Source organism: Streptomyces mangrovisoli (genome assembly GCF_000974985.2).
Lineage (GTDB): Bacteria > Actinomycetota > Actinomycetes > Streptomycetales > Streptomycetaceae > Streptomyces > Streptomyces mangrovisoli.
Genome location: NZ_LAVA02000090.1, coordinates 99,061 through 123,896 on the forward strand (window position 1 = coordinate 99,061; position 24,836 = coordinate 123,896).

Consider the following 24,836-nt stretch of genomic DNA (forward strand, 5'->3'; position numbering starts at 1 on the left):
GGGGCAGGTCACCTGACGTCGACGTAGTCACCGGTGGCCGTGGCCGCGTCGGTGGCCTTGGTCCCCGCGTACAGGAAGCGGTAGTAGCCGTCGTACGTGGCCTTGGTCGTGGCCGACAGGCTGCCGCCGGTGCCGCTCGTGACCGTCTTGAGCGTGCTGTAGGTGGTGCTGCCCTTCTTGCGGAACTGCAGCTTCACGGGCTGGCCCTTGTACCCCGGGTAGGTGCCCTTGGCCCAATCGGCCTGCGTGAGCTTGCCCTTGACCGTGATGGTCCGGCCCTTCTTGACGGGCTCCGGAGTGGCGTCGGCGGTCAGCTTGGCGGCGCGCTTGATCAGCGTGGTGGTGACGTCGTCGTCGGTGCTGGCGTCCGCGTACAGGTCCCAGGCGCCCAGCAGCAGCTTCCACGTGCCCGGCACGCCGTTGCCGGCCAGGTCGTGCTTCGGGTCCACCGAGAAGGCGGCCGTGCAGCTGTAGTGGCCCTGCTGAGTCGCCGACTCCGTGCAGTCCGAGACGTCGGACGCCTCCAGCGCACCAGTGATGCCGTCCTCGGTCGTCGAGTCGGTGCCCTGCCACAGGTAGGCGACCGAGAGGGCGACACCGCCCGCGTAGTAGACGTCGTAGCTGACCTTGAACGACTTCTTCGCGGTCGCGCCGACGACCACGCTCTTGCCGCCGTTGATGACCGCGTTGCTGAACTTGGCGTTGCCGATCACGGTGTCCGGGCGGGCGGCGAGGGACTGGAGGTCGGCCGTGACGCCCGGCCGGGATTGCGCCTGGGCCTGCGTCTGTGCGTGCGCCTGTGTCTGTGCGTGCGCCTGTGCCGCGGACGACAGGGCGATCGGGCTGAGCAGGGCAAGACCGGCGGCGACGCCGACGGCGGCACGTATACGCATGTGGGATCCCAACGCAGAGTGGTACGGCGGGAGACCCCGTGTCGGCGGCCCCCCGCGTGGTCCACTTCAGGCTGTCATCCGCCGGCCCGCCCGCGGATCCGTGGAACTACGTATCCTCAGTCGCCGGCCCGGGTGACCTCGGCTCCCTGGCGCAGGGCTCGGGGAATCTCCGCAACCTCCCCGACGGTCGCGATGAGCGCGGTGACGACGGCCTCGGGCGCGTCGCCGTCGACCTCGACGCCATAGGTGATCCCGGTCGATCGCCACGTCGCCGTGTCGAAGCCGCCCTCCGCCCGGACCCGGACGCCACGGAGTTCGAGTCCGCGGGCCGCGGCCTCGCGGTAGAGGTCGTTCAGCACGCACGCGGCCACGGCCAGATTCAGGACGTGTCCACCAGTGAACGCCGATCGCACCTCGACGCCGCCGGACGTCCACCGGTGCGGCCAGCGCAGGACGTACTCGGCGTCGCCCTCGGCCTCGGTGCGGAACGACCCCGCCTGCGCCACCACTTCGAACCGCTCGTCCATGCCCTGTCTCCCGCCTGGCCGCTGGTGAATGCAGCCATCATCGAGCAATTCCGGAGCGAGGGCGTGCCCCGCGCCGCACCGGCCCGCGCGGGGGATGATGGCGACGCACACGACGGAGCACGAGGTCAGGAGCTTTCATGGCGAAGCGGGTTCACCAGCCCCGCGAGGACGCGGAGTTCGATTTCATCCTCGGGATGAGCCCGGTCCCTGTCCTCGCCTACTTCATCGGCACCTGGCCCAAGGCGATCGAACCCTGCCGGGCGGTGGATCTCGTGATGGCCGCCGTCGCCGACGAGTACGCGGGCCGGCTGACCGCCGTCCGCACCGACATGACGCGCTGTCCGGCCGCCACCCGGCGCTACGCGATCACCCAGGCCCCGTCCCATGTCCTGCTCAAGGACGGGGAGGCCGTGGCACACGGCACCGGACCGGTGACCGACGCCGAGGTGCGGAACCTACTCGACAGCCACCTCTGAGCGGCCGCCCCGGGCTCGCGGGGCTCCGGGGCGGCCGTCCAGTCCGGCCGGTCTGATCGGGTTTTGGTCGGCTCGGGTCCGGTCGGATCGGGTCGGGTCCGGTGGGGTCCGGTCGGGCCGGATCCCGTCCGGTCGAGTCGGGCTGGTCTATTCGTCCACGCCGAGCGTGAGTGTCCCGGTGTAGCCGGAGGACGCCGAACTGCCGAGTGCCGTCAGGGTCAGCAGCCCGGAGGAGGCGCCCCCGCCGTCGTAGACCGAGTCCTGGCTGAGCGTGGTGCGGGTGACCTTGTTGGTGGAGTACGGCGAGATCTTCGCGACCGCCGTGGTGACCGTCTCGCTGAAGAACAGCTGGCCGGTGTGCAGGGTGGTGCCGCCGGTGAAGGAGCCGTCGGAGGTGAGCGTGACACCCGTGTGCACCTTGACGTGCACGTGGATGCAGCGACCCCGGTACCAGCCCGGGTAGATCGAGGTGAGGGCGGCGAGGCCGGAGCTGTCGGTGAGCACACCGCCGCGCAGGAACGTACCGTCGTCGCTCTCGCTGTGGCCGTTGTTGCCGACGTAGCCGGAGTACTCGCCGAGGGCGTCGCAGTGCCAGATCTCCACGAGCGCGCCCGACAGGGGCGTGCAGGCGGAGTCGACGACGGTCAGGGACAGCTTGAGCGGGACACCCGCCTTGCCCTCCGTCACATCCGACCGGACGAGGGCTCCGTCCAGGTAGTAGGGACCTTCGGTCATCTCCTTGGTGAGGGAGCACACGGCGGCCGCGGCCTCGGCGGCGGCCGGAGTCATGCGCGGGGTCTGCTGGGCGGTCGCGGTCTGCGGTGCGGCCGCGGCTCCCACGGCCAGCGCGGCTGCCGTGGTTCCGGTGGCGATCAGTACGGTGCGGCGCCCCGGGGCGCGGCCGTTCGAGGTGTCTGTCATGGACACCGCAACCTAGGAGCGGGACCTGAAGCGGAGCTGTGCCGCCGGCAAAGTGCGCCGCCGTCAAGACCTTTGCGCGCCACGTTGCGCGGGGCGCGACGGGCGGGCACCGAGAGGCATGACGAAACTTTCGACGCCATCGAACGTTTTCGCGCACCCGCTCACCCTTGGCGTGACTTCTAGCCGAGTCTCGAAGTCGAAGCAGGCGCATTCACCTGCGGCGACACGAGCACTTCGCACCCGCTCACCTCTTCGCAGCTTTCGAAACAATTACCGAAAGGATTGACAGTTGACAGGGGCAGACCAAAACTGACGCCGACTCACCACCCCCACAAGGAGGGTTCATGACCCTGAACGCCTTCGTACATCCGCGCCGTGTGCGGCACGGCCGTATCGCATTCCTCGTCAGAGGCGCGTGGGCCGTCGCGCTCGCCGCCCTCGCGGCGCTGCTGCTGCCGGCGTCGGCGGGTGCCGACACCACCATCACCAGCAACCAGACGGGCACCGACAACGGGTACTACTACTCGTTCTGGACCGACGGCGGCGGCTCCACGTCCATGACCCTCGGGTCCGGCGGCAGTTACAGCACCTCGTGGACCAACAGCGGCAACTTCGTCGCGGGCAAGGGCTGGGGCACCGGCAGCCGAAGGAACGTGAACTATTCGGGCAGCTTCAACCCCTCCGGCAACGCCTACCTGTCGCTGTACGGCTGGACCACCAACCCGCTCGTCGAGTACTACGTCGTCGACAACTGGGGCACCTACCGGCCGACCGGGACGTACAAGGGCACCGTCACCAGCGACGGCGGCACCTACGACATCTACGAGACGACCCGCGTCAACGCCCCCTCCATCGAGGGCACCCGGACCTTCAACCAGTACTGGAGCGTCCGCCAGTCCAAGCGCACCGGCGGCACCATCACCACCGGCAACCACTTCGACGCCTGGGCCCGGTACGGCATGAACCTCGGCACCTTCAACTACCAGATCCTCGCCACCGAGGGCTACCAGAGCAGCGGCAGCTCCACCATCACCGTGGGCGACGCGGGCAGCGGTGGGGGCGGCGGTTCCGGCGGATCCACCGGCAGCTGCACCGCGACGCTCTCCGCGGGCCAGCAGTGGAGCGACCGCTACAACCTCAACGTCACCGTCACCGGCTCCTCCAACTGGACCGTCACCATGAACGTCCCCAGCCCCGAGAAGATCACCGCCACCTGGAACACCACGGCCACCTACCCCAGCGCACAAGTCCTCACCGCCAAACCGAACGGGAACGGCAACACCTTCGGCGTCACCCTCCAGACCAACGGCACCTGGACCTGGCCCACAGTCACCTGCGCCACCGGCTGACCGTCACTCGCGCCACCGGCTGACCGTCGGGCGCGTAACCGGTTGACCATCGGGCGCGCCGGCAGTCGACCATCGGACGCGGTCGACACCAGCACCAGCACCACCTGCGCGGCACGGCGGGCACACCGCCGTGCCGCTGCGGCACGACGGTCAGGCCCCGCTGTCGTGGGGCACCGTTCCGGCGGCGACGCGAAGGGGTCCCCCGAGCCAGTGCGCCGTCTCCGCCCGGTCGCGCAGCCGGACCACCATCAGCTCCGGCCGGGCGTCGAGCACCGCGCTCACCCTGGCCGCCGTCTTGGCGTGGGTGTTCCACGCCCAGCGCACGATGTGCTCGCGGTCGGTGAAGATCGTCCACAGGGGTGGCTCCACGTTGCCGTTCCACAGCCGCTCACGGCGCAGACGGCGCCTGAGGGTGCGACGGACCACCTGACGCATGACCCGCGTGCGGGGCAGGTCCAGCCAGATCAACAGGTCGGCCCGTTCGGCGAGATGGGCGCGGACCAGGCCGTACTGCCACTCCGTCACCCACCCCTGCTCGGCGCTGAAGCGGTGGACGTCCGTCTCGAACGTGGGGCGCGGGGTCCAGTCGGGGCCGTGGTAGAGCGCGTCGATCTCCACGTGCGGCACGCCGAGCTCGGCGCCCACACGCGCGGCGAGGGTCGTCTTGCCGGATCCGGACGTACCGGCGACAAGGACGCGACGGGGCAGGTCGGGCAGCGGGTCGTTCGGTCCTAGCAGGGGCACGTGGGTCAGGTTAGAGCCTGCCGCTCCGTCACGGCTCGATCGTCGCGGCTCGTACGGCCGCGTGCACGGCCCGTGCCAGGCGCGCGCCCCACACGGACCGGGGGCCGGCGAAGGCGTGGGCCTGCTCGCCGACGCGCACCGTCCGTGCCGCGACGCAGACGGCGTCCGTCGGTGTGCCGGAGCAGTCGTAGCCGGATTCGAGGAGTGCCTGCACCTTCGCCTCGGTGGCCGTGGCCACCGCGTTGACCAGCGCCGCGTCCGTCAGCGGCACCGGGAGCGCGGCCACGATGTTGATCGTGCCCGGGGCGGGTGGCAGCGCGCTGCCCGCGATGGGGGTCGCCGCCCATCCCCGTACCCCGAGTCCCGCGGTGGCGACGACGTCGACGCCTCCGTCCCGGGCCCGGCCGTGTGCCGTGACGTCGGCCGCCGTCATCAGCCCCACCCCGGCGCCGCGCGCGCCCGCGGCCTCGGCCAGTTCGGCGAGATGGCGGTCGGGGTCGGTGCGCCGGTATCCGTGGGACACCTGCGCGTTCAGGACCCACGCGCGTTCGCCGAGTCCGCCGCCGAGGACGGCGCTGGAGACCATGCGCCAGCCGTCACCCGCCCTCCACAGCAGCGCGTGCAGGCGCTCGCCGTTCTCGGTACGGGTGAGCTGCTGCACCCGCAGCAGCTCACCGACGGGACGGGGCGGCGGTACGACGACGGTCACGTGGGCGGACTTCCTGCGAGGCGGACACCGGCTGAGCCTACGTCAGCGGGCCGGCGCGTCCGTGACCGTCGCGGTCGTGCGGCGGGGCACGCGGGTTCCGTCCCGGGTGGCCGGAGTGGGCCGCGCGCCGGGAATCGTGAATGGCCTTGTGCATCCCCTAGGCGTACCGACTAGTCGGTACTACCCTCTGGCCACGTTCTCGGAGCCGGGCCGTCACGCACCCTCGTCGCACCGACGCAGGCGCCTGGTTCACGGGGTATTCCTGGGAGGAGCCGTATGTCCGCCACTACGACGCCGTTCGACGCCGGCAGACCCGAGCCCGACGCATCGACCGCGAACGCCCGTGGCCCGCTGGCCTGGTTGTACCGTCGCGAACTGACGGACTATCCGCCCACCGGTCGCCGCATGGCGTATCTCGCGATCGTGGTCGTCACCACGGTCGTCCTCTACTACATGCTGTACATCCAGTACGCGGTGGCGACGTCGATCATCACGCACTTCGGCATGACGTACCGCTACTTCATCTGGGTCTCGGTGATCGGCAACGCGATCGGGGCCTTCGCCTCGCTCGTGGCCGGTCTGGCGGACCGCTGGGGCCGGGCGAACCTGGTGGTCTACGGGCTGCTGATCGCCTCCCTGCTCGTCTTCTTCGGACTGCCGAACGCGGCGAACAAGACCACCTATCTGGTGCTCTTCGCGCTCGTGAGCTTCATCGAGGGCATCGTGCTGGTCGCGACCCCCGCGCTGATCAGGGACTTCTCCCCGCAGCTCGGCCGGGCCACCGCGATGGGGTACTGGACGATGGGCCCGGTCATCGGCTCCCTGGTGGTCACCACCGTCACCAGCAACACCCTCGACAGCGCCACCTGGCAGGACGAACTGCGCTATTCGGCGATCGCCGGGTTCGTCGTGTTCCTCGTCGCGATCTTCGCGCTGCGCGAGCTGTCCCCCGCGCTGCGCGACCAGATCATGGTGACGCTGCGGGACCGGGCGCTGGTCGAGGCACGCGCCAAGGGGCTGGACACCGAGGCGCTGCGGCGCGGCGAGTGGCGGCAGATGATGCGCCTGGACGTGCTGGGCTCGGCCTTCGCCATCGCCGTGTTCCTGCTGCTGTACTACGCGGCGGTCGGCAACTTCGTCGTCTACTTCTCGACCGTCTTCGGCTACAGCGAGCAGCGCACGAACGCGCTGGCCAACTGGTACTGGGGCGCGAACGCGATCGCCCTGGTCCTGGTCGGCCTGCTCTCCGACCGGCTGAAGGTACGCAAGCCCTTCATGATCGTCGGCGCGGTCGGCTCGATCGTGGTGACGGCGGTGTTCGCCACCCGCGCCACCCATCTGACGACCGACTACTACACCTTCGCCTGGCTGTTCGTCGGCATCGGCGTCTTCAGCGGCATCGCCTACGCGCCCTGGATGGCGAGCTTCACCGAGACGGTCGAGAAGCACAACCCGGCGGCGACCGCGGCGGGTCTGGCGGTGTGGGGATGGACGGTGCGGATCGTCGTCGCCGTCTCCGCGGCCTTCATCCCGGTGCTGGTCACCTCGGTGACCCCGCTGGTGGAGCACGGCGCCGAGGTCAAGGTCGCCTCGGCGCAGGCGGCGCCCGCGCTGGCCATCGTCAACGCGCACCCGGACCTGTTCGCCGAACTGAACAAGTACACCGCGGCCGACACCCCGCCCGCGCTGAGCGCCCGCGCCGTCAAGGAGGTCGGCGCGGCGGACCTCGCCGTGGTGCAGAAGGCGGCACCGCAGCTGAAGGTGCTGCAGGAGTACGGCACCAAGGTGCAGAAGGCGTCGAAGGACGGCCCTGGGCAGTGGCGCGACTGGTGGTGGATCTGCGTCGGCGGCCAGGTGCTCTTCCTGCCGTTCGTCTTCGTGATGGCGGGCCGCTGGAGCCCGAAGAAGGCGCGCACGGACGCCGAGGAGCACCAGGCCGCGGTCGACCGCGAACTGGCCTCGCTCGCCGCTGCCGCGGAGTGAGCCGGACCCGTCTCCGGCCGTCTGCAGACGGGACGGCCGGAGACGGGTACCTGGTTGCCTTGGGGGCGGTGTGCCGTAGGTGGCACGGGGCGCGGGCTGGCGCCCGGGCCCCCTCTCACCCTCGCGAGAGCCCCGCGGCTACCCGTTCCTCTCCATCCCTGTCAGTAGCCGGCGGATCGCCAAAGTGTCGGGATGGTTTTCGCCCAGCAGCCGGCACCGGCGGGACAGCGTGTCCTCGGCCAGTGCCTGGGCTTCTTCCGCCCGCCCCGACCTGGCCAGGACATAGGCGAGCCGGTGCGCAGCCTTCAGAGTGTCGATGTCGTCGTCGCCCAGGATCCGCCGACTGAGCTCCAGCGCCTCCGTGCCCAGCTCGCGTGCCTCGTCCCACCGTTCCAGACAGCCCAGGCTGTAGGCGTAGTCGTAGACCGCGCTGATCGTGCCGGCGTGATCCTCGCCCCACACCCGGCGACTGCGCTCCAGCGTGTCTTCGTCCAACGCAAGAGCCTCCTCCCACCGCTGCTCCTTGGTCAGGGAGTAGCCCAGGCCGGATGCCCTCCGCAGCGTGTCGGTGTGGTCCTCGCCCAATACCCGCCGACTACGCTCCAGCGTGTCCTCGTCCAACGCCCGGGCCTCCTCCCACCGCTCCAGCACACACAGAGTGCTGGCCAAGTGCTCGGCGACGATCAGCGTGTCAGGGTCGTCCTCGCCCCGTACTCGACGCCACTGATCCAGCACATTCTCGTACAGCGCGCAGGCGCCCTCCGGCCGTTCGAGGCCGACGAGGTCGTTGGCCAAGTTGACCGCGGTGCGAAGGGTTTCGGCGTGATCCTCACCCAGCACGCGACGCCTACGGGCCAACGTGTCCTCGTACAGCACGCACGCATCCTCGACCCGCCCCGACCTGCTCAGGAAATAGGCCGTGTTGTGGGCGATGCGCAGTGTGCCGGGGTCGTCCTCACCCACCACACGCCGCCTGCGCGCCAACGTGTCCTCGTAGAGCGGGCAGGCCTCATCCAACCGGCCCAACTTGCCGAAGAGATAAGCGGTGTTGTCGGCGCTGGCCAGCGTGCCGGGGTCGTCCTCACCCAACACACGCCGCCTACGCGCCAACGTGTCCTCGAACAACACACAAGCCTCGTCCAACCGCTTGAGCCCCAGAAGGCTGTTGGCCATATCCATGGCAGTGCGCAAGGTTTCCGCGTCATCCTCACCCAGCACCTGACGCCTACGGGCCAACGTGTCCTCGAACAACACACGGGCCTCATCCAACCGCCCCAGGCCCACCAGCTCGTTGGCCAGGTTCGTGGCGGTGCGCAAGGTTTCCGCGTCATCCTCACCCAGCACGCGACGCCTACGGGCCAACGTGTCCTCGTACAACACGCACGCATCCTCGACCCGCCCCGACCTGCTCAGGAAATAGGCCGTGTTGTGGGCGATGCGCAGTGTGCCGGGGTCGTCCTCACCCACCACACGCCGCCTGCGCGCCAACGTGTCCTCGTAGAGCATGCGGGCCTCATCGAACCGGCCCAACTTGCCGAAGAGATAAGCGGTGTTGTCGGCGCTGGTCAGCGTGCCGGGGTCGTCCTCACCCAACACACGCCGCCTTCGCGCCAACGTGTCCTCGAACAGCGCACAGGCCTCGTCCAACCGCCCCAGGCCGAGAAGGCTGTTGGCCGTGCTCATGGCGGTGCGCAAGGTTTCCGCGTCATCCTCACCCAACACCCGACGCCTACACGCCAAGGTGTCCCCATAGAGCACACAGGCCTCATCCAACCGCTGCAGGCCCACCAGCTCGTTGGCCAGGTTCGTGGCGGTGCGCAAGGTCTCCGCGTCATCCTCACCCAGCACCCGACGCCTACGGACCAATGTGTCCTCGTACAGCACGCAGGCTTCCTCGACCCGTCCCAACCTGCTCAGGCAGTACGCCATGTTGTGGGCGGTGGTCAGTGTGCCAGGGTCGTCCTCACCGAATACACGTCGGCTACGAGCCAACGTGCCTTCGTACAGGGCATGGGCCTCATCCAACCGCCCCACTTCGTCCAAGTGGTAGGCGGTCCGGTGAGCCGTGCTCAGCGTACGGGCGTCGTCCTCACCCAGTACTCGGCGTCTACGCGCCAGCGTATCCTCGAACAGCACACAGGCCTCATCCGACCGCCCCAGCCTCGCCAGGACGCGCGCCAGGTTGGTGGCAGTCCTCAGCGTGCTGGCGTGGTCCTCGCCCAACACCCGGCGTTGGTCCATCAACACCGCTTCGAGCTGTGGAAGCGCGAGTTCGGCGCTGTCCGTGACTACATACACGCTCCAGGCCAGGTTCGAGCGAATGGTCAGTGTCAGACGGTGCTCGGGGCCCAGCACCGTCTCGGCTTGGATGTGTACGCGTTCGCACAATTCCTTCGACGCCGCTGGGTTCAGGTCCCAGAGCGCGAGGAAGCTGACGTGTCCCAGCGAGATGGATTCGGGATGTTCCTCGCCGAGAACACGGCACGCGTCCGCGTAGGCGCTTTCCGCCAGTTCGGCAGCTCCGTTGTGATCTCCGGACGACCAAGTGACGCCGGCGTGCCTGCCCCTGATGGCCAACGTCAGGACGTGGTCGTCACCGAGGTGTTCTCTTGCCGTGGTGACCAGCTCGTCGAGCAGTGTCAATCCGCGCCCGGGTTCGCCCGCGTGTTCGTAGGCGAAGGCTTCCTCCGCGCGAGCGGTGAGAACGGTGGGGTGCCGGGCGCCGAAAGTGCGCTCCAGGGCGGGGACCAGAAACCTGATCTGTGCGGCTGCCTCGGTTGCGTCTCCCGCGTCGACGAGCGCGGTGGCACTGCCCAGGCGGGCAACCAGGCTGATGGGGTCGTCGATTCCGGTGACCAGGCGGCGGAAGAGGCGACGGCTGCCGTTGAAGTCGCCGCAGCGCAGGGTCCAGGTTGCCTGACGCAGGAGGGCGAGACGCGTGAGGGGGTGGTCGGGCACGAGATGCTGCTCGCAGTCACGGGCGAGTTGGGAGGTGAGGTCGCGTGCCTGGCGGACGTCCCCGGCCTCACCGGTCCAGTAGGCGCAGATGTGCCGGGCTGCCAGCGCTCCTTCCGAGGCCGGTGGGAGTTGTTGTTGGACGGTGTGGAGAAGCTGGTGACCGATGCGTGCGGCTTCTTGCGGCAGCCCGGCGTCACGGAGGCTTTCGATGATGCCGGCGAGACGGGCGTGCTGCGGGTGGGGAAGCCATTCGGATGCGGAGAGGTTCAACGCTTCCACCGCGCCGTCCCAGCCCAGCAGGCCGTCGGCCGGCGCGAACAGGGTCCGTCCCTCTTCCACGGGAGGCGTAGGAGGCTGCTGGGCGACGGGCGTCGCTTCATGGAGGCGGTACCAGCGCTGGTACCAACTCTTGTCATTCATCCATGGCCTGGCCGCACGAAGCTCCTCCGACACCAAGGAACGCAGGAAGTGCACGAGGGGTTTCAGACGGTCCGGGCCGGTACCGACCGCATGATTGATCGAAGTGTCGAGCATCCTCTGGACCGTCGACAGCGGTATCCCGGAGTGCTTCGCTATGGCGCGCAAAGCCGGAGGCTTCTCCGCGGCCTTGCGCAAGCCCTGCAGATCGCCGCGGAAGGCCAGCCACGAATCCCGCTCGCCGTGTACGGGCCCCTCTTCACCAGCTGTGATCGTCATACCCGCCCCCCGATCCGGCGTCCGTCCCGAACACCGTCGGCGGCGTCCTGGACAGCCTTTGCCCGAACTATGGTGACGTACCGGACACGCATACAGGGCGTCCTGGTCCGAATTGCCGTACCGGACACGGTCGATGACACGCATGGGACAGGCAGGGTGGTGCTCTCGACAGCCGTCACCCGCTGCTTCAGGGGTACGGCCGCCCGTGACGATCCGGGAGGTCACCATGCCCACGCCCCGCCGCCGCTCCGATCCCGACCGCGTCCCGTCCGGTCGGCGCCTGGCGGACAAGGTCGTCGACCTTGTCGGGCTGCTGGCACTGCTGCTCGGCGCGGCCGTGGTCTACCGCGTGACGGGTCCGGGAGCGTTCACCGGGGTCCTGGGCGGAGTCACGGCCCTGTACGCCCTCCTCCAGGGCGGTCGCGGCAATCGTCGCCGGTAGGGTCCGCGAACGCAGGCACCGTGACGCCTCTGCGGACCATCGCCACGGCGTTGCCGGCCCCACTCAAGGACCACCGTCAGCGGCCCATTCGGCGCTGCTCGTCGAACCGGCGCAGCACCCGCACCAGACGCCACAGTCCAGCCGCCCCTGCGAGCAACGCACCTCCGACCGACACGCCCTTCCTCGCTGAACCAGAGACGCCAAAGGCCAGCGCGGGAGTCAGAACGACCGCGAAGACCGCCGCGGCCAGCGCGACGGCGGTCACCAGTGCGAAGACAATCTCCACCGTCATCGCATCCTTCTCCCACCGCGACTCACGCCCCATGTCCATGCCGCAAGTCTGGCATCGCGGTCACGTCTCGGAGCCGGCTGGTGGCCGGCAGGTCCCGGCGCGCTTCGGCGGACCAGAGCGGGGGGAAAGACGGACAGGCCCAGCGGCCACGAGAGCCAGGCGCTTCATCCGGCGCCCAATGCCTCCCAGCGGAGCGAATCGGGAGCGAAGTACACCATCTCGCCGGGCCCGTCAGGACGTCCCGCCGCGCCGGGGTCCGCGTTGTTCACGGCGAAGACGCCGCCCAGCACGTCGTAGGCCACGACCAGGCCGCCGTCGGGTCGCCGGGCGGCGTCGGGGCCGACCGGGAACCGATTGACGGTCGCCAGGCCGGGGAGGGCTCCCGGGGTGACCGGTGTCGAGCTCCTGTTGCAGCACGGGCCACGCCGGGTCGTCGACCTCGATCAGCTCGGACAGATCACGCACCGCCGCGTCCTCGCACCAGCCTCACGCATCGTGCACCATCGGTGTCCCGCCCGTGGATGGTGCAAGACGTCGCACGCCGGAAGCGAATATCTGCAGTCGCGACAGGAGATATCCGCGCGGGTCTCGACCATTATTTTTGTGGCCGCGACCGGTACGGAATTGTTCCCTCTCCGTGATCGACATCGACGTGATAGTGTCGTCATCAGTTGCAGTTGTGGTTGCCAAGGTTTTTTCCGACGGTCGATCATCGCGGCGACACGGAATACGCACACGGCGTGTTCCTGACACCGTCTCCGAAGGAGAAACAAATGGCTACCGGCACCGTGAAGTGGTTCAACTCGGAAAAGGGCTTCGGCTTCATCGAGCAGGACGGCGGCGGCCCCGACGTCTTCGCCCACTACTCGAACATCGCCAGCCAGGGCTTCCGCGAGCTGCAGGAGGGCCAGAAGGTGTCCTTCGACATCGCCCAGGGCCAGAAGGGCCCGACGGCCGAGAACATCGTCTCCGTCTGACGCAGCCACGCGCAACGCGTACTTCGCAGCTGGGGCCCGCACCTGGAGGTGCGGGCCCCGGCTCGCTTCGTTTTCAGGGCTGTTCCGCCCTGCATTTCCCGGCCCGTTCTCGCGATTCCTGCGCTGCCCATTTCGCTGCGGAAATTCCTTGATACGCGCCCGCATCGAGGAAGGTTCCCCGTGAACCGCAACCGCCCCACTCGTTCACGCGCCACGGGCGCCACCGGCGCCAGTCGCGCCTCCAGCCGATTCGCGGACCGCTCCGTCGCGAACCGCTCCGGCGGTCCCCGAAAGCGACAGGCCCCGCCCAGCGAGTTCGCGCTGCCGGAAACGGTCACGCCCGCACTGCCCGCCGTCGAGTCGTTCGCCGATCTCGCCATGCCGAAGGCGTTGCTGACCACACTCGGCCGGGAAGGGGTGACCGTACCGTTCCCCATCCAGGCGGCGACACTGCCGAACGCGCTGGCCGGCCGTGACGTGCTCGGCCGGGGCCGCACCGGGTCGGGCAAGACGCTGGCCTTCGGCCTGTCGGTGCTCGCCCGCACGGCGGGCCGACACGCCGAACCGCGCCGCCCCCTGGCCCTGATCCTCGTCCCCACCCGCGAACTGGCCCAGCAGGTCACCGACGCGCTCACGCCCTACGCCCGCCCCGTGCGGCTGCGGCTCGTCACGGTCGTCGGCGGCATGCCGCTGGGCCGGCAGGCCAGTGCGCTGCGCGGCGGCGCCGAGGTGGTCGTCGCCACGCCAGGGCGGCTCAAGGACCTCATCGACCGGGGCGACTGCCTCCTCGACGACGTCGGCGTCACCGTGCTCGACGAGGCCGACCAGATGACCGACATGGGCTTCATGCCCCAGGTCACCGCCCTCCTCGGCCTGGTGCGTCCGGAGGGTCAGCGGATGCTGTTCTCCGCCACCCTGGACCGCAATGTCGATCTGCTGGTGCGCCGCTACCTGACCGATCCGGTCGTCCACTCGGTCGACCCGTCGGCCGGCGCCGTCAGCACGATGGAGCACCACGTACTCCACGTGCACCACGCGGACAAGCACCGCACCATCACGGAGATCGCCGCCAGGGACGGCCGGGTCATCATGTTCCTGGACACCAAGCACGACGTGGACCGGCTGACCGAGCACCTGCTCAGCAGCGGTGTCCGCGCCGCGGCCCTGCACGGTGGCAGGTCCCAGCCGCAGCGCACCCGGACCCTGGCCCAGTTCAAGGACGGCCACGTCACCGTCCTGGTGGCCACCAACGTCGCGGCCCGCGGCATCCACATCGACAACCTCGACCTGGTCGTCAACGTCGATCCGCCCTCCGACCACAAGGACTACCTGCACCGCGGCGGACGCACCGCCCGTGCCGGCGAGTCCGGCCGGGTCGTCACCCTCGTGACCCCCGGTCAGCGCCGCGGCGTCACCCGGCTGATGTCGTCGGCCGGGATCACCCCGCACATCACGCCGGTCCACTCGGGCGGGCCGGAACTGAGCCGGATCACGGGCGCGCAGGCGCCCTCCGGTGTTCCCGTGGTGATCAGCGCGCCGGTCGTGGAGCGCCCGCGCCGCACGCCTTCGCGGTCCCGGAGCCGCCGCTCGGCCGTTCGGTCGCCGCGCGGATGATCGCGCCGGACCAGCACGGACCGCGGAGCGGGTGGCCGTCCTCGTAGCGTCTCGCTTCGCCGACGCGTGCGGCGCCGCGCGGCCGGAGGCCGGCTCGACGGTGGAAACCGCCGAGCCCCCGATGGTGTTGAATCTCTACGGGGCCCCGGTGCCGAACGGCGCCGGGGCCCCTGGACGCGCTGCACGACGAGGGTGACATGACATCGGACAACCCATCGGACAACCCGCTCAATGATCGGCTGGACGACGACGACTACCCCGCCTACACGATGGGCCGGGCCGCCGAGATGCTCGGTACCACCCCGGCCTTCCTCCGCGCCATCGGTGAGGCCCGGCTGATCACTCCGCTCCGCTCGGAGGGCGGCCATCGCCGCTACTCCCGCTACCAGCTGCGGATCGCCGCCCGCGCCCGCGAGCTCGTGGACAAGGGGGCCCCGATCGACGCGGCGTGCCGCATCGTCATCCTCGAGGACCAGCTCCAGGAAGCGCAGCGCATCAACGCGGAGTACCGCCGCGCCGCCGGCGAGAAGAGCGGTGACACCAAGGAGAACGCCGACGGCGAGGACGGTCGCGACTCCGGCTGAGACCACGCTCTGTTCCGCCAGGCGCCGCCGGAGGAGCGGCAGCGCCTGGCGGTGGGTGGGGTGGTCAGCGCCCGGCGATCTCTCGGGCGACGGGGTGGCAGTGGCGCACGGCGATGCTGTCGGGGTTGGGCACCGCCACGGACATGCCCGTGTCGGTGAGGCCGCCCGACGCGGGGTCGACGCCGAACAGGTTGACGGTGCTGCTCGTCTCGTTCGCCACGAACAGCCAACGGCCGCTCGCGTGCAGCGTCATGCTCCACGGCGTGACTCCCCCGCAGGGGACGCGCTGGATCTCGGTGAGCAGGCCGGTCGGCCGGACGGCCGAGAAGACGACCAGGGCGTTGTCGCCGCGGTTGGACACGTAGACGTACCGGCCGTCGCGGCTGACGGCGAGTTCGGCGGCGCTCGTGGAGCCGGTGTGTTCCGGCGCGTTCGTCATCAGGAGCTGGCGCTCCGTCAGTGTCCCTGTGTGCGCGTCCCAGTCGAGGGCCCGCAGGTCGGCGGTGAGTTCGCTCAGGAGGTAGACCGTGTGTCCGTCCGGGTGGAAGACCAGGCGTCTGGGGCCCGAACCCGGTGTGGTGGCGAAGGAGCCGGGACCGTCCGCGCCGGTCGACAACCGGTGGGTCGGCGCGTCGTAGTCGTAGACGAAGACCCGGTCCGCGCCGAAGTCCGCGACGAGGGCGAATCCGCGGCTCGGGTCGACGACCACGTGGTGGGGGTGCGGTGCCGCCTGGCGTGGGTTGGGGCCGGAGCCGGTGTCCTGCACGCTGGAGACCACCTCCCCGAGCGCGCCGTCCGCGGTGAGCGAGACGGTCGCCGCCGCGCCCGCCGCGAAGTCGGCGACCAGGAGCGCCCCGCCGTCCGCGGTGGGCGCGATGTACGACAGTCCCCCGCTGCCGGTCGGAACGGGCTCCGTCTCGATCTGGCCGGTCTGCAGCAAGGCGCCTGTGGTGTCGTCGATGCCGAAGGAGCGTACGAATCCGCCCTGTTCGGCGCCGCCGACGTACAGGACCGGGCGGTGCGGGTGCACGGTGACCCAGCTGGAGCTGGTCTGCGCGACCGCTCCGAGCGGCGTCATGGTGCCGCTCTCGGGGTCGAACCGCACCGCGTGCACCTGGTTCTGGTTCCAGGTGCCGATGTACAGAAGGTCCTCGCACGGGCCGGGAGCCGCTGCGGCGGGGCTCGCGGACAACAGCGGTACGGTCGCGGCGGCCGATACGGCGGTGAGGGCGCCGAGCACGGCTCTTCGGGAGGGTCCGCGGCCGGCGTACGGCGGCGGGGGTGGGGTTTCGTTCATCAGGATCGTCCCGTTCCTGTGCGGAGGTATCAGTGCTTGGGCTGCGGTCGGCGGCGGGCCGCCAGGCCGAGGCGCTTGAGGGCGTACGAGTCGAGGGCGGTCAGCACGCCGTTGAGGGCCAGGGTGATCGCGACCAGGACGATCAGACCGGCGAACTCGGCGGCCGCGTCCAGGTTCTGGGCCGCGGTGAACAGCTCGTGTCCGACCCCCTCGGACGAGGCGATGAACTCGCCGCCGATCACGCCGAGGATCGCCAGCGGGCCCCCGGTCTTGAGTGCGGCGAAGAAGGGCGCGGCGAGGGTGGGCAGGGTGACGTAGCCGAGGACGTGGTGCCTGCGCCCGCCCATCACCTGGACGACTTCGACGAGTTCGCGCTCCCTGAGCCTGAGCCCGAGGTAGATGTTGTAGAAGACGACGAACGCGACGCCGGTCATGGCGATGGTGATCTTCGACCACTGGCCGATGCCGAAGAACAGCAGGAACAGCGGGGCGAGCGCGATCTTCGGTATGCCGTTGACGGCGGCGACCAGCGGTTCGAGGACCCTTCCCAGGATCGGGAAGGAGCCGAGGACCAGGCCCATCACCGTGCCGGCCAGGACGCCGAGGCCGAATCCGGCGAGAACCTCGACGGTGGTGACCTTGATGTCGGTCCAGCCGCTCGCCGAGCCGAGCATGTCGGTGAGCGCGTGGTAGACGTCGGTGGGCTTGCTGACCGCGTACTCGGGCACGACGGGCCCGCTCATCGCCTGCCACAGCACGAGCGCGACGAGGATCACCAGGATGCGCAGCGCGATGATCGAGCCGGTGCTCTCCAGCCGGGCGCGCGCCCTCCCGCGGGCGGGGGCCGCGCTGCCGGGGCCGGGGTCGGGCCTGGTCACAGCCTTGTCGGCGACGGTTGCCATGGTCTGCTCCCTTCCACGTGGGTGAGGCCGTGTCACGGCAGGTAGGTGTTGGTCCAGTTGTCGGCGGAGATGCTCGCGTCGGGCACCGCGCCGATCCCGTCCTTGACGAAGGCGAGGGTCTTCTTCCATCCCTCGTCGTCCTGCTGGGCGCTGACCGGCCACTGCACCTGGCCGACGGAGGCGCTCAGCACGTCGTCGGGGGTGCCCGGCAGGGTCGTGCGTGCCGCGGCGAGGATCTTGGCGTCGCCGGAGTCGTGGGAGCTGAGGTAGGCCGTCGCCTGCTGTACCGCGGTGGCGAATCCCTTCACCACCTTCGCGTCGGACTTCACGTAGCTCTTCTTCGCCACGACGACCTGCCCGTATCCGGCTTCGGCGTAGGACCACTCGGGGACCTTGGCCGGGTCGGCCACCACGACGCCGTCGCCCTGGTGCTGGACCTGGAGCGGGATCGGCTCGGAGGTGATGAACCAGTCGACCTCGCCCTTGGTGAGGGCGGCCTTGTCGGCGGCGGGGCTGGGCAGGGTGACCCACTTCACCTTGGCCGGGTCGATGTCGTGGGCCTTGAGGAAGATGCCCGCCTCGGCCTTGGTGTTGGCGGAGCTGACACCGGCCGTCGAGCTCGCAAGGGCCTGGGCCACCTGGTCCGCGGGGGTGTCCGCGGTCAGCTTGTGCTTCTTGGCGAACTCGTCGCTGACGACCACGCCGAGCGGGTTGCCGCCGCCGTTCGTGGCGACCGAGATCTCCGGGAGCTTCTTGGAGAGCGCGGCGAGGAACCCGGTCGGGCTGGAGTTGAGGAACTGCACCGAGCCGGACTCCAGGGCGGAGGTGCCGGTGGCGGCGGTCAGCGTCACGTACTTGATCTTTATCTTCTGCTTCGCGAAGTAGCCGTTCGCATCCGCCAGGCGGATGGACAGGTCGAAGACGTTGCCGCTGACGCCCACCGAGACGGTGGTCGTGCCGTCGGAGGCGACCGAGGTCGACCCGTTGTCGCCGCAGGCGCTCAACAGGGCGGCGCCGAGCAGCGCCGCGGTGGCGGGGGCGAGACGGCGGGCGGTGGTACGGCTTCTCATGGGAACTCCTTTGTTCACCTGGTCACCAGGCCTGTTGGGTGCTGAAGAAGCGGATCCAGAAATCGGTGCGTACGGGGTCCGCGATGCGGATCGGCCCGAACCGCGCGCCGAGTTCCATGACGGAGCCGGCGCCGGGGGCGAAGGCGGGCCAGCGGGGCAGGCCCTGGCCGCCCGGGTCGCCGGTGGCGGCGAAGTTGATCCAGTAGGAGGAGAGGACGCGGGCGATGTCGTGGTCCCGTTCGGTCCACGAGGCCCTGCCGTCGGCGGGGTTGCCGAAGACGTAGTCGATCTCGGAGCCGTGCGAGGCCCGTCGGGGGCCGCCGCCCGGCACCTGGGTGCGGTGGGTCCAGAAGTAGGTGTGCAGGCTGCCGGCGGTGTGGCGGCCCCAGTCCGTGCCCCACAGGTACGTCGACAGACGGGAGTTGTCGCGGGCGGCCCGGCTGCCGGCGTCGGCAGCCTCGTCGTCCGTGGTGGCCGGGTACAGCCGCAGGAACTCCTCGGCCAGGTCCCCGAACTTGCGCCGGGCCGCGGTGACATGCTGCTCCAGCGTCACGTGGACCGGCGGCGATCCCGGGCGGACCGTGCGCCGCCCGGCCCGCAGGGCCGCGACCATCGTCGGAGGCACGGCGCCGCTCTCGTCGAGGTTGTTCCCGGTGAGGTAGTCGACGTCGTTCTGTGTGCCCTTGGCGTACGTCTCGTCGTAGCCGGCGGGGATCACCCAGCCGTCGACGACGGGTCGGAAGAGGGGAGGGCCGGCCGGACCGCCGGTCTCGACGGTCGTGTCGACGGGGTGGTGTCCGTCGACCAGCTTCCTCCAGTGCAGGGCGCGCAGTGCGCGCGTGGTGGGCGCGCCGTGCGCCCGTGCGTAGCGTTCCCCCGCCGCCTCGGCGTCGGCCGGCAGCCGGTAGGAGGTGGAGAGGTAGCGCAGTTCGGGGTCTCGCGCGTAGCGGGCGTGGCTCTGCGCGATGGCCCGGTGGAACAGCCCCCCGGCGAGCGGGGAGAGGGCGAGGAAGTTGACCATGCCCGCTCCCGCGGACTGGCCGGCGACGGTGACCCGGTGGGGGTCCCCGCCGAAGCGCGCGATGTTGTCGCGGACCCAGCGCAGGGCGGCGACGCAGTCGAGCAGCCCGTAGTTGCCGGACGAGCCGTGTCCGGACTCCTCGCTCAGCTCGGTCGTGGCGAGGAAACCGAAGGCGCCCAGACGGTAGTTGAACGTGACGACGACCAGGCCGCGCCGGGCCAGGTCCTCACCGTCGTAGCGGGGATGTGCTCCCGTGCCCTCGCGGAAGCCGCCGCCGTAGATCCACACCAGGACCGGGCGGTGTTCCGCGGTGGAGGCGGCGCCCGTCCAGATGTTCAGGCTCAGGCAGTCCTCGCTCATGGGCACGTCGACCCCGGTCGCCGCCGCGTCGGTCGGCGACTGCGGGCACATCGGCCCGAAACGGTCGGCCCGGCGTACGCCCTCCCACCGCGGCGGTGGCTGCGGCGGCCGCCATCTCAGCTCGCCGACCGGCGGGGCCGCGTAGGGGATGCCGCGGAACACGGTGACGGACCGGTCCCGGCAGGGCACTCCCTCGACGGGGCCCGCCTCGGTGTGCACGGCATGGGGCATGTCGTCCTTTCCGCCCCGGCCGTGCGTCAGCTGACGGGCGGCTCCGGGGACTTGTCCAGCAGCAGCGCCCTGCGGGCGGAGCCGACGTGATGGCGCATCGCCGCGACGGCGGCGTCGGGGTTGCGCGTGAGGATGGCGAGGAAGATCGCCTGGTGCTCCTCCAGCGACCCGGATCGCGGGTGCTGTGCGGAGAGGTTGCGGTACTGCCGCATCACGAGCGGGTAGAGCAGGGTGTCGTAGGCGCGGGCCAGCGTCGCCTGGTGCGCCGCCTGTTTCACCTGCTGGTGGAAGCTGCGGTTGCCGCGCGAGTAGGAGGCCTGGTCGCCCCGCGCCTTCGCCTCCTCCATGTCCTGGAGGGTGCGGCGCATGCCCTCGATCTCGTCGGGTGTGGCCCGCTCCGCCGCCTTGCCGGCGAGCGCCGACTCCAGCGTCTCGCGGGCCTCCAGGATGTCCGCGGCCTCCTCGACGGAGAAGCTGCGGGTGCGCACGCCGCGGTTGACCTCGCTGGTGACGTAGCCCTCCTGCGTCAGGCGCGCCAGCGCGGAGCGCATGGTGCTGCGCGACACGTCGAACATCCGCGTCAGGTCGGCCTCGGTCAGCCGGGTGCCGGGCGGGATGCTCCCCGACATCAGCAGGGAGCGCAGCCCCTCGTAGGCGTGGCTCTGTCTGGTACCGGACGCTCTCGCCTCGGAGGGTGCACCGTCGCCGTCGTAGTCCACCGTGACCGCCTTTTCTGTTCGTGGGGTTGGCATCCGAGGCGGGAACCCTAACCGACTCCATGGCAGGTCAGCCTCTACCTGGTCAGAGAGGGGTAGAGGCGCCGCGCGGTTCCGGCGAAGATCTCCGCCCGGACCGCCTCGGGCAGGGGGGCCAGCACCGTGCGCGCCAGGTCCACGAGTTCGGGCAGGGTCTGCTCGGCGGCGGGGAGGTTGGATCCCCAGGCGATGCGCCCGGCGCCGAACGCGTCGACCACCGGGGTGAGGAACTCGACCGCCTCCTCCCCCGCGGCGTGCAGCGGTTCGAGGTTGCGGTGGGTGAGCTTGAGGTACAGGTTCGGGTGGGCGGCCAGCTCGGCGACCTCCTTGCCGGACCGGGCGGGCGAGCCGGCGATGTCGGGGTATCCGATGTGGTCCAGGAGCACCCGAACGCCGGGGAAGCGCTCCAGCACGTCGGCGAGTTGCCGGTTGGCCGGACCCAGGCGCATCTGGAGGCAGACGGTGACGCCGAGTTCGCCGGCCGCGCTCCAGAAGTCGTACGACTCCGGCGCGGCGAACCACTCGCCCTGGACGGGGACGGTGCTGCCGCTGGTGAACAGCCGTACGCCCGAAAGGCCCTGCCCGGTGACGGCGGTGGCCAGCCGGGCCGGGGCGTCGGGGGCCAGCGGGTCGAAGGTGCCGACCGCGATGAACCGGTCCGGGCGGGCGGCGCTCGCGTCCAGGACATAGGCGTTGTGGTAGCCGTAGGCGGTCGTGGCCTGGACGAGGACGGACCGCCCGATGCCCGCGAGGTCCATCTGTACGGCCATGTCCTCGGCCGTGACCGGGCGGGTCGTGGCCCAGGCGGAGGCCTTCCCGCCGATGGGCGACCAGGGGTAGCGGTCCTGGTCGGCGGCGATGATGTGGCAGTGGGTGTCGATGATGTCCACGGTGGGGGCTCCTGTCAGGCGTCGGGGTAGTCGCCGTCGGCGAACAGCGCGTGCGGGTCGGCCGGGGAGTCCGCGTCCAGCAGTCCCTGGCCGCGTGCGTAGCGCACGAGGGCGTGGAGGCTGGGCTCGTTGGCGGCCACGCCGTAGGGCACGGGGTCGCCGTCGACGAGGGCGGCCTGGCGGGCGAACCGGGGCAGCCGGGTCCAGCCCGGGTCGCCGGCCGTCTCGCGCCGCTTGGCCTCGGCGCACGCGGTGTACAGCACGGTCGGCAGGGCGGGGTCGCGGGCGACGAGGTCGGCGCGCAGGGCGATCAGGGAGTGCAGCGGGTAGACGCCGGTGCGCAGGTAGTGGTCGGCGGCGAGGATCTCGGCGTCCGGGAACAGCGGGTAGGGAGTGTCGGCGTCGCCCGGCCGCGGCTCGGCGGTCGCGGTCCAGCCGCTGCGCGGGGCGCCGGCCCGGCCGGTGCCCGCGTTGCCGGTGAACGCGGCGTCGATCTCGCCGGCCCGCAGCAGTTCGCCCAGTGAGCGGCCGTCGGTGACGCGCTCCACGTTGGCGGGGACCCGGCCCTCGACGTGGTCGTCGTCGTCCACCACCCAGGTGATCTTGTCGACGTCGACGCCGTACTCCTCGGTGAGCACGCCGCGCGCCCACACGCCGGTACTGACCGAGTAGGCGCGCACGCCCACGCGGCGGCCCTCCAGGTCGCGCGGCACGCGGATGCCGGAGCGGGCGCCGCACTGGATGTCCCCGTGGTGGAAGCGGCGGTTGAGGAAGACGGGGATCGCGGTGAGCGGGACCCCGGCCTGGCGGGCCATCAGGTAGGAGACCGGCGCCAGTTCGCACACGTCGAACTCGAGGTCGCGGATCATCCGCCGGTAGGCGCCGATGACCGGCCTGACCTGGATCTCCTCGATCGCGTAGGTGGCCGTGTCGGTCACCGGGGCGGGTAGGTCACGCGCGTGCGCGTACTCCCCGAGGACGGTGGAGAGCTTCTCCATTGCCTGCCTTTCGTGTTGTGGTGTTCGGTGGGGGCCGTCCTGGGGTGCGGGACGGCCTCCGGGTGACGGGTACTGCTGTCGGGCTACGGGGCGGTCAGCCGCCCAGGCGGGACGCCGGGACGCCCAGGGCCGCGCAGGTGCGGTCGACGATCTCCTCGAAGTCCACGGCGCGCGGGATGACCTCCTGCTCCAGGGCGTAGGCGGATGCCCTGGTGAAGGGGGCGCGCAGGCCCGCGAAGCCGGCCGGGTCGATCGCGGCGGTGGGTGCCGCGGCCGCCGCCGTACGCAGCGCGTCGAAGGCGGCGAGGATCGCGGGCGCGTGCTCGCGGGCCGCCGTCTCGCGCACGCCGAGGACGTGGTTGACGGGGGTGAAGCCGGTCCTTGCCGCCCAGGCGGCGGCCACCTCGCGGGCGTCGGCGATCGCGGTGCGGATACGGTCGTCGCCAGGCAGCTCGTTGCCCATGATCCCGAAGTCGATCCGTCCGTCGAGGAAGTCGGCGGGCAGCTTGGCGCCTTGGGGTGCCCGGGTGACCCAGGAGGGGTCGTCGAAGCCGTCGACGTGGGCGCCCTCATAGGTCCGCCAGTCGACCTTGCGCAGGTCGACGCCGTACTGCTCGGTGAGGAAGCCGCGCACCCACACGCCGGTGGTCTGGCTCCAGGCGCGTACGCCGACGCTGCGGCCCTCGATGTCGTCGACCGTGAGCCGGCCCAGGGTGACGAGGGTGTGGTGCTGGTCGCGGCCGAGGGCGGTGATCGGCAGCAGGAGCACCTCGCGGCCCTGCGCGATCGCCTGCAGCAGGGTGACGATGGCCAGTTCGCACAGGTCGGCGCCAGTGCCGTCGACGAAGCCGCGGGATGCCCTGTGGACCGGCTTGATGTCCAGCCGCTCGTACGGCGTCCCGGTCTCCGCCACGGCCGCCGCGGCCGCCTCGGCCAGGTCGTCGCGGCCCAGAACCACCTTCATCATTTGCTCCTCGGTCCGTCGTGGGGGTGGCGTGCGTGGTGCTGGCGCAGCAGGTCGGCGCCGTAGTCGCCGCCGTTGGGGGTGCGCACGATGGTGTGGATGTGCCGTCGGGTGGGGTGGTCGTTGGCGTACATCACGCCGGCCATGTGCTCGAACTCGACGAGGATCACCGGACTGTGCAGGCGGTAGTAGAAGACGCCGTCCGGGTCGCCGACCCACCCGAAGTAGGTGTCGCCCTCGTGGGCCAGGACCTCGTCCGTGCGGACCTTGGCGTGGCCGGGGCCCGCCCGGTCGGTGTAGAGGGCGATCAGGTCGAGGGCGGCGTGCCGCTGGTCACCGATGAGTTCGCTCAGGGGGAGGCCGGCGAAGTCCAGTTCCCAGTTGTCCCGGAAGGCGCCCACGAACAGCTCGTCCGGCAATTCGTCGGCGATCGTGGCCCGTTGCCGCTGGGGCACCGACAGTCCCGCGAACACCTCCTGTCCCGCGGCCTCTTCGGCACGGAAGGCGGTCGTTCCGGCGAACTTCCCGCCCTCCGCGAGAACGGGTTCTGCGCCCAGGAAGGTCGGGGTAAGGACCATGTGGTCCTCGACCAGGGCGCAGTTGACGTTCACGTGGTGGCCGTCGAGCTGCCAGCCGAAGGGGCCCTCGCCGAGCGGGTCGCCGTAGACGCTGAACCAGTACAGCCACTCGTTGAGCGCGTCGGTCTCGCCGCGGATCTCCCCGATGGTCAGGTTGAGCCGCATCAGGTCGACGACCTGCCGGAATCCGGCCCCGCTGAGGGACGCCCGGACCAGGTCGAGGGCCAACTGCCTTTTGACGTCGTCGAGTTCTTCCAGGCACAGGCCGTGGCGGAGGAAGTAGCGGGCACCGTTGTTCCAGTGGCGCCAGGTCACGTCCCGCATGGGGAAGCGCGCGTCGTGCAGTTCGTTCGGGGTGAGCGCCCTCAGGTAGGCCGCGGCCGCCTCGCGGATGCGGGTGGTGTCGACGCCGGTGCCGGTCAGCGGGTAGAGGCCGGGGACCGGTCCGTCGGAGGTGACCACTCCGCGCAGCGGCTCGTCGGCCGCCTCACGGCGCCAGTCGACCTTGGCGAGCAGTTCGGGTGTCCAGAGCTCCGGTTCGCGGGTGGGGGCCGAGGGGCGTATCCGCAACCGCGCGTCGTCCGTGCCGTCCATCGCTGCCGGCT

The 24,836-nt window shown here is 70.6% G+C and carries 24 protein-coding genes; 7 read left to right on the forward strand and 17 right to left on the reverse strand.

Features of this window, described 5'->3' with window-relative positions; translation table 11 throughout:
- Positions 1-8: 8 nt before the first annotated feature.
- Together WN71_RS31440 and WN71_RS31445 are read right to left on the reverse strand one after the other, a co-directional pair.
- Positions 9-893 carry a hypothetical protein gene (locus WN71_RS31440; RefSeq protein WP_046583857.1) on the reverse strand — a complete coding sequence of 295 codons (885 nt, stop codon included), beginning with the start codon at positions 891-893 and terminating at the stop codon, positions 9-11.
- A gap of 116 nt (positions 894-1,009) precedes the next feature.
- Entirely contained in the window at positions 1,010-1,420 is a 411-nt protein-coding gene (locus tag WN71_RS31445) for an OsmC family protein (RefSeq protein ID WP_046583856.1), read from the reverse strand.
- Positions 1,421-1,557: 137 nt separating this feature from the next.
- Here WN71_RS31445 and WN71_RS31450 point away from each other — a divergent pair, with 137 nt between their 5' ends.
- Positions 1,558-1,896 (forward strand): thioredoxin family protein, encoded by a 339-nt coding sequence (locus tag WN71_RS31450; protein WP_046583855.1) that lies wholly within the window; start codon positions 1,558-1,560, stop codon positions 1,894-1,896.
- Between the two features lie 147 nt (positions 1,897-2,043).
- Here the strand turns inward: WN71_RS31450 and WN71_RS31455 are convergent, their stop codons facing one another.
- Positions 2,044-2,817 carry an intradiol ring-cleavage dioxygenase gene (locus WN71_RS31455; RefSeq protein ID WP_046583854.1) on the reverse strand — a complete coding sequence of 258 codons (774 nt, stop codon included), beginning with the start codon at positions 2,815-2,817 and terminating at the stop codon, positions 2,044-2,046.
- A 350-nt stretch (positions 2,818-3,167) separates the two neighbouring features.
- Between WN71_RS31455 and WN71_RS31460 the strand changes: the two genes are divergently transcribed.
- Positions 3,168-4,166 carry a glycoside hydrolase family 11 protein gene (locus tag WN71_RS31460; protein WP_046583935.1) on the forward strand — a complete coding sequence of 333 codons (999 nt, stop codon included), beginning with the start codon at positions 3,168-3,170 and terminating at the stop codon, positions 4,164-4,166.
- A 150-nt stretch (positions 4,167-4,316) separates the two neighbouring features.
- On the opposite strand, the gene WN71_RS31465 is transcribed toward WN71_RS31460, so the two are convergent.
- Together WN71_RS31465 and WN71_RS31470 are read right to left on the reverse strand one after the other, a co-directional pair.
- Positions 4,317-4,910, reverse strand: coding sequence for a P-loop NTPase family protein (locus tag WN71_RS31465; protein WP_046583853.1), 594 nt, complete (start codon positions 4,908-4,910; stop codon positions 4,317-4,319).
- A gap of 28 nt (positions 4,911-4,938) precedes the next feature.
- Complete coding sequence (locus WN71_RS31470; RefSeq protein ID WP_046583852.1) at positions 4,939-5,619, reverse strand: adenosylcobinamide amidohydrolase; 681 nt, start codon at positions 5,617-5,619, stop codon at positions 4,939-4,941.
- A gap of 276 nt (positions 5,620-5,895) precedes the next feature.
- Here WN71_RS31470 and WN71_RS31475 point away from each other — a divergent pair, with 276 nt between their 5' ends.
- Positions 5,896-7,602, forward strand: a complete 1,707-nt coding sequence (locus WN71_RS31475) for an MFS transporter (protein ID WP_046583851.1) — start codon at positions 5,896-5,898, stop codon at positions 7,600-7,602.
- Between the two features lie 138 nt (positions 7,603-7,740).
- Here WN71_RS31475 and WN71_RS31480 read toward each other — a convergent pair whose 3' ends face one another.
- Complete coding sequence (locus WN71_RS31480) at positions 7,741-11,256, reverse strand: tetratricopeptide repeat protein (protein ID WP_052742937.1); 3,516 nt, start codon at positions 11,254-11,256, stop codon at positions 7,741-7,743.
- Positions 11,257-11,482: 226 nt separating this feature from the next.
- On the opposite strand from WN71_RS31480, the gene WN71_RS31485 reads away from it, so the two are divergent.
- Positions 11,483-11,698: a hypothetical protein gene (locus tag WN71_RS31485; protein ID WP_079178254.1), complete on the forward strand. Its 216-nt coding sequence runs from the start codon at positions 11,483-11,485 to the stop codon at positions 11,696-11,698.
- Positions 11,699-11,774: 76 nt separating this feature from the next.
- Here WN71_RS31485 and WN71_RS31490 read toward each other — a convergent pair whose 3' ends face one another.
- Positions 11,775-12,029, reverse strand: coding sequence for a DUF6332 family protein (locus tag WN71_RS31490; protein ID WP_206300190.1), 255 nt, complete (start codon positions 12,027-12,029; stop codon positions 11,775-11,777).
- A gap of 125 nt (positions 12,030-12,154) precedes the next feature.
- On the reverse strand, positions 12,155-12,358 hold the full coding sequence (locus tag WN71_RS42995) for a DUF2625 family protein (protein WP_240529838.1): 204 nt from the start codon (positions 12,356-12,358) through the stop codon (positions 12,155-12,157).
- Positions 12,359-12,763: 405 nt separating this feature from the next.
- Here WN71_RS42995 and WN71_RS31495 point away from each other — a divergent pair, with 405 nt between their 5' ends.
- From WN71_RS31495 to WN71_RS31505, 3 genes are all read left to right on the forward strand, one after another.
- Positions 12,764-12,967 (forward strand): cold-shock protein, encoded by a 204-nt coding sequence (locus WN71_RS31495; protein ID WP_046583849.1) that lies wholly within the window; start codon positions 12,764-12,766, stop codon positions 12,965-12,967.
- A 180-nt stretch (positions 12,968-13,147) separates the two neighbouring features.
- Positions 13,148-14,581, forward strand: a complete 1,434-nt coding sequence (locus WN71_RS31500; RefSeq protein WP_206300191.1) for a DEAD/DEAH box helicase — start codon at positions 13,148-13,150, stop codon at positions 14,579-14,581.
- A 197-nt stretch (positions 14,582-14,778) separates the two neighbouring features.
- Positions 14,779-15,165 carry a helix-turn-helix domain-containing protein gene (locus WN71_RS31505; RefSeq protein WP_046583848.1) on the forward strand — a complete coding sequence of 129 codons (387 nt, stop codon included), beginning with the start codon at positions 14,779-14,781 and terminating at the stop codon, positions 15,163-15,165.
- Positions 15,166-15,229: 64 nt separating this feature from the next.
- Here WN71_RS31505 and WN71_RS31510 read toward each other — a convergent pair whose 3' ends face one another.
- From WN71_RS31510 to WN71_RS31550, 9 genes are all read right to left on the reverse strand, one after another.
- The gene (locus tag WN71_RS31510; protein WP_063777677.1) at positions 15,230-16,462 is read right to left on the reverse strand and encodes a lactonase family protein; all 1,233 of its coding nucleotides are present in this window, start codon (positions 16,460-16,462) and stop codon (positions 15,230-15,232) included.
- 29 nt (positions 16,463-16,491) lie between these two features.
- On the reverse strand, positions 16,492-17,364 hold the full coding sequence (locus tag WN71_RS31515; RefSeq protein WP_240529830.1) for an ABC transporter permease: 873 nt from the start codon (positions 17,362-17,364) through the stop codon (positions 16,492-16,494).
- A gap of 32 nt (positions 17,365-17,396) precedes the next feature.
- Positions 17,397-18,434 carry an ABC transporter substrate-binding protein gene (locus tag WN71_RS31520; RefSeq protein WP_046583846.1) on the reverse strand — a complete coding sequence of 346 codons (1,038 nt, stop codon included), beginning with the start codon at positions 18,432-18,434 and terminating at the stop codon, positions 17,397-17,399.
- 22 nt (positions 18,435-18,456) lie between these two features.
- Entirely contained in the window at positions 18,457-20,046 is a 1,590-nt protein-coding gene (locus WN71_RS31525) for a carboxylesterase/lipase family protein (protein ID WP_046583845.1), read from the reverse strand.
- Positions 20,047-20,072: 26 nt separating this feature from the next.
- Positions 20,073-20,765 (reverse strand): GntR family transcriptional regulator, encoded by a 693-nt coding sequence (locus tag WN71_RS31530; RefSeq protein WP_046583844.1) that lies wholly within the window; start codon positions 20,763-20,765, stop codon positions 20,073-20,075.
- A 74-nt stretch (positions 20,766-20,839) separates the two neighbouring features.
- Positions 20,840-21,691 carry an amidohydrolase family protein gene (locus WN71_RS31535; RefSeq protein ID WP_046583843.1) on the reverse strand — a complete coding sequence of 284 codons (852 nt, stop codon included), beginning with the start codon at positions 21,689-21,691 and terminating at the stop codon, positions 20,840-20,842.
- A gap of 14 nt (positions 21,692-21,705) precedes the next feature.
- A complete protein-coding gene (locus WN71_RS31540; RefSeq protein ID WP_046583842.1) occupies positions 21,706-22,689 on the reverse strand; it encodes an ABC transporter substrate-binding protein in 984 nt (327 codons plus the stop codon).
- Positions 22,690-22,783: 94 nt separating this feature from the next.
- Positions 22,784-23,656, reverse strand: coding sequence for a hypothetical protein (locus WN71_RS31545; protein ID WP_240529831.1), 873 nt, complete (start codon positions 23,654-23,656; stop codon positions 22,784-22,786).
- Positions 23,653-24,825 carry a DUF3500 domain-containing protein gene (locus tag WN71_RS31550; RefSeq protein ID WP_052742935.1) on the reverse strand — a complete coding sequence of 391 codons (1,173 nt, stop codon included), beginning with the start codon at positions 24,823-24,825 and terminating at the stop codon, positions 23,653-23,655. The genes WN71_RS31545 and WN71_RS31550 overlap by 4 nt, the downstream gene beginning before the upstream one ends.
- Between the last annotated feature and the right edge of the window lie 11 nt (positions 24,826-24,836).

What these genes read in the sequence shown, in the direction of transcription:
- WN71_RS31440 (WP_046583857.1), bottom strand. Translation starts at nt 893, where the DNA reads ATGCGTATACGTGCCGCCGTCGGCGTCGCCGCCGGTCTTGCCCTGCTC.
- WN71_RS31445 (WP_046583856.1), bottom strand. Translation starts at nt 1,420, where the DNA reads ATGGACGAGCGGTTCGAAGTGGTGGCGCAGGCGGGGTCGTTCCGCACC.
- WN71_RS31450 (WP_046583855.1), top strand. Translation starts at nt 1,558, where the DNA reads ATGGCGAAGCGGGTTCACCAGCCCCGCGAGGACGCGGAGTTCGATTTC.
- WN71_RS31455 (WP_046583854.1), bottom strand. Translation starts at nt 2,817, where the DNA reads ATGACAGACACCTCGAACGGCCGCGCCCCGGGGCGCCGCACCGTACTG.
- WN71_RS31475 (WP_046583851.1), top strand. Translation starts at nt 5,896, where the DNA reads ATGTCCGCCACTACGACGCCGTTCGACGCCGGCAGACCCGAGCCCGAC.
- WN71_RS31480 (WP_052742937.1), bottom strand. Translation starts at nt 11,256, where the DNA reads ATGACGATCACAGCTGGTGAAGAGGGGCCCGTACACGGCGAGCGGGAT.
- WN71_RS31485 (WP_079178254.1), top strand. Translation starts at nt 11,483, where the DNA reads ATGCCCACGCCCCGCCGCCGCTCCGATCCCGACCGCGTCCCGTCCGGT.
- WN71_RS31490 (WP_206300190.1), bottom strand. Translation starts at nt 12,029, where the DNA reads ATGGACATGGGGCGTGAGTCGCGGTGGGAGAAGGATGCGATGACGGTG.
- WN71_RS31495 (WP_046583849.1), top strand. Translation starts at nt 12,764, where the DNA reads ATGGCTACCGGCACCGTGAAGTGGTTCAACTCGGAAAAGGGCTTCGGC.
- WN71_RS31505 (WP_046583848.1), top strand. Translation starts at nt 14,779, where the DNA reads ATGACATCGGACAACCCATCGGACAACCCGCTCAATGATCGGCTGGAC.
- WN71_RS31510 (WP_063777677.1), bottom strand. Translation starts at nt 16,462, where the DNA reads ATGAACGAAACCCCACCCCCGCCGCCGTACGCCGGCCGCGGACCCTCC.
- WN71_RS31515 (WP_240529830.1), bottom strand. Translation starts at nt 17,364, where the DNA reads ATGGCAACCGTCGCCGACAAGGCTGTGACCAGGCCCGACCCCGGCCCC.
- WN71_RS31520 (WP_046583846.1), bottom strand. Translation starts at nt 18,434, where the DNA reads ATGAGAAGCCGTACCACCGCCCGCCGTCTCGCCCCCGCCACCGCGGCG.
- WN71_RS31525 (WP_046583845.1), bottom strand. Translation starts at nt 20,046, where the DNA reads ATGCCCCATGCCGTGCACACCGAGGCGGGCCCCGTCGAGGGAGTGCCC.
- WN71_RS31540 (WP_046583842.1), bottom strand. Translation starts at nt 22,689, where the DNA reads ATGGAGAAGCTCTCCACCGTCCTCGGGGAGTACGCGCACGCGCGTGAC.
- WN71_RS31545 (WP_240529831.1), bottom strand. Translation starts at nt 23,656, where the DNA reads ATGATGAAGGTGGTTCTGGGCCGCGACGACCTGGCCGAGGCGGCCGCG.
- WN71_RS31550 (WP_052742935.1), bottom strand. Translation starts at nt 24,825, where the DNA reads ATGGACGGCACGGACGACGCGCGGTTGCGGATACGCCCCTCGGCCCCC.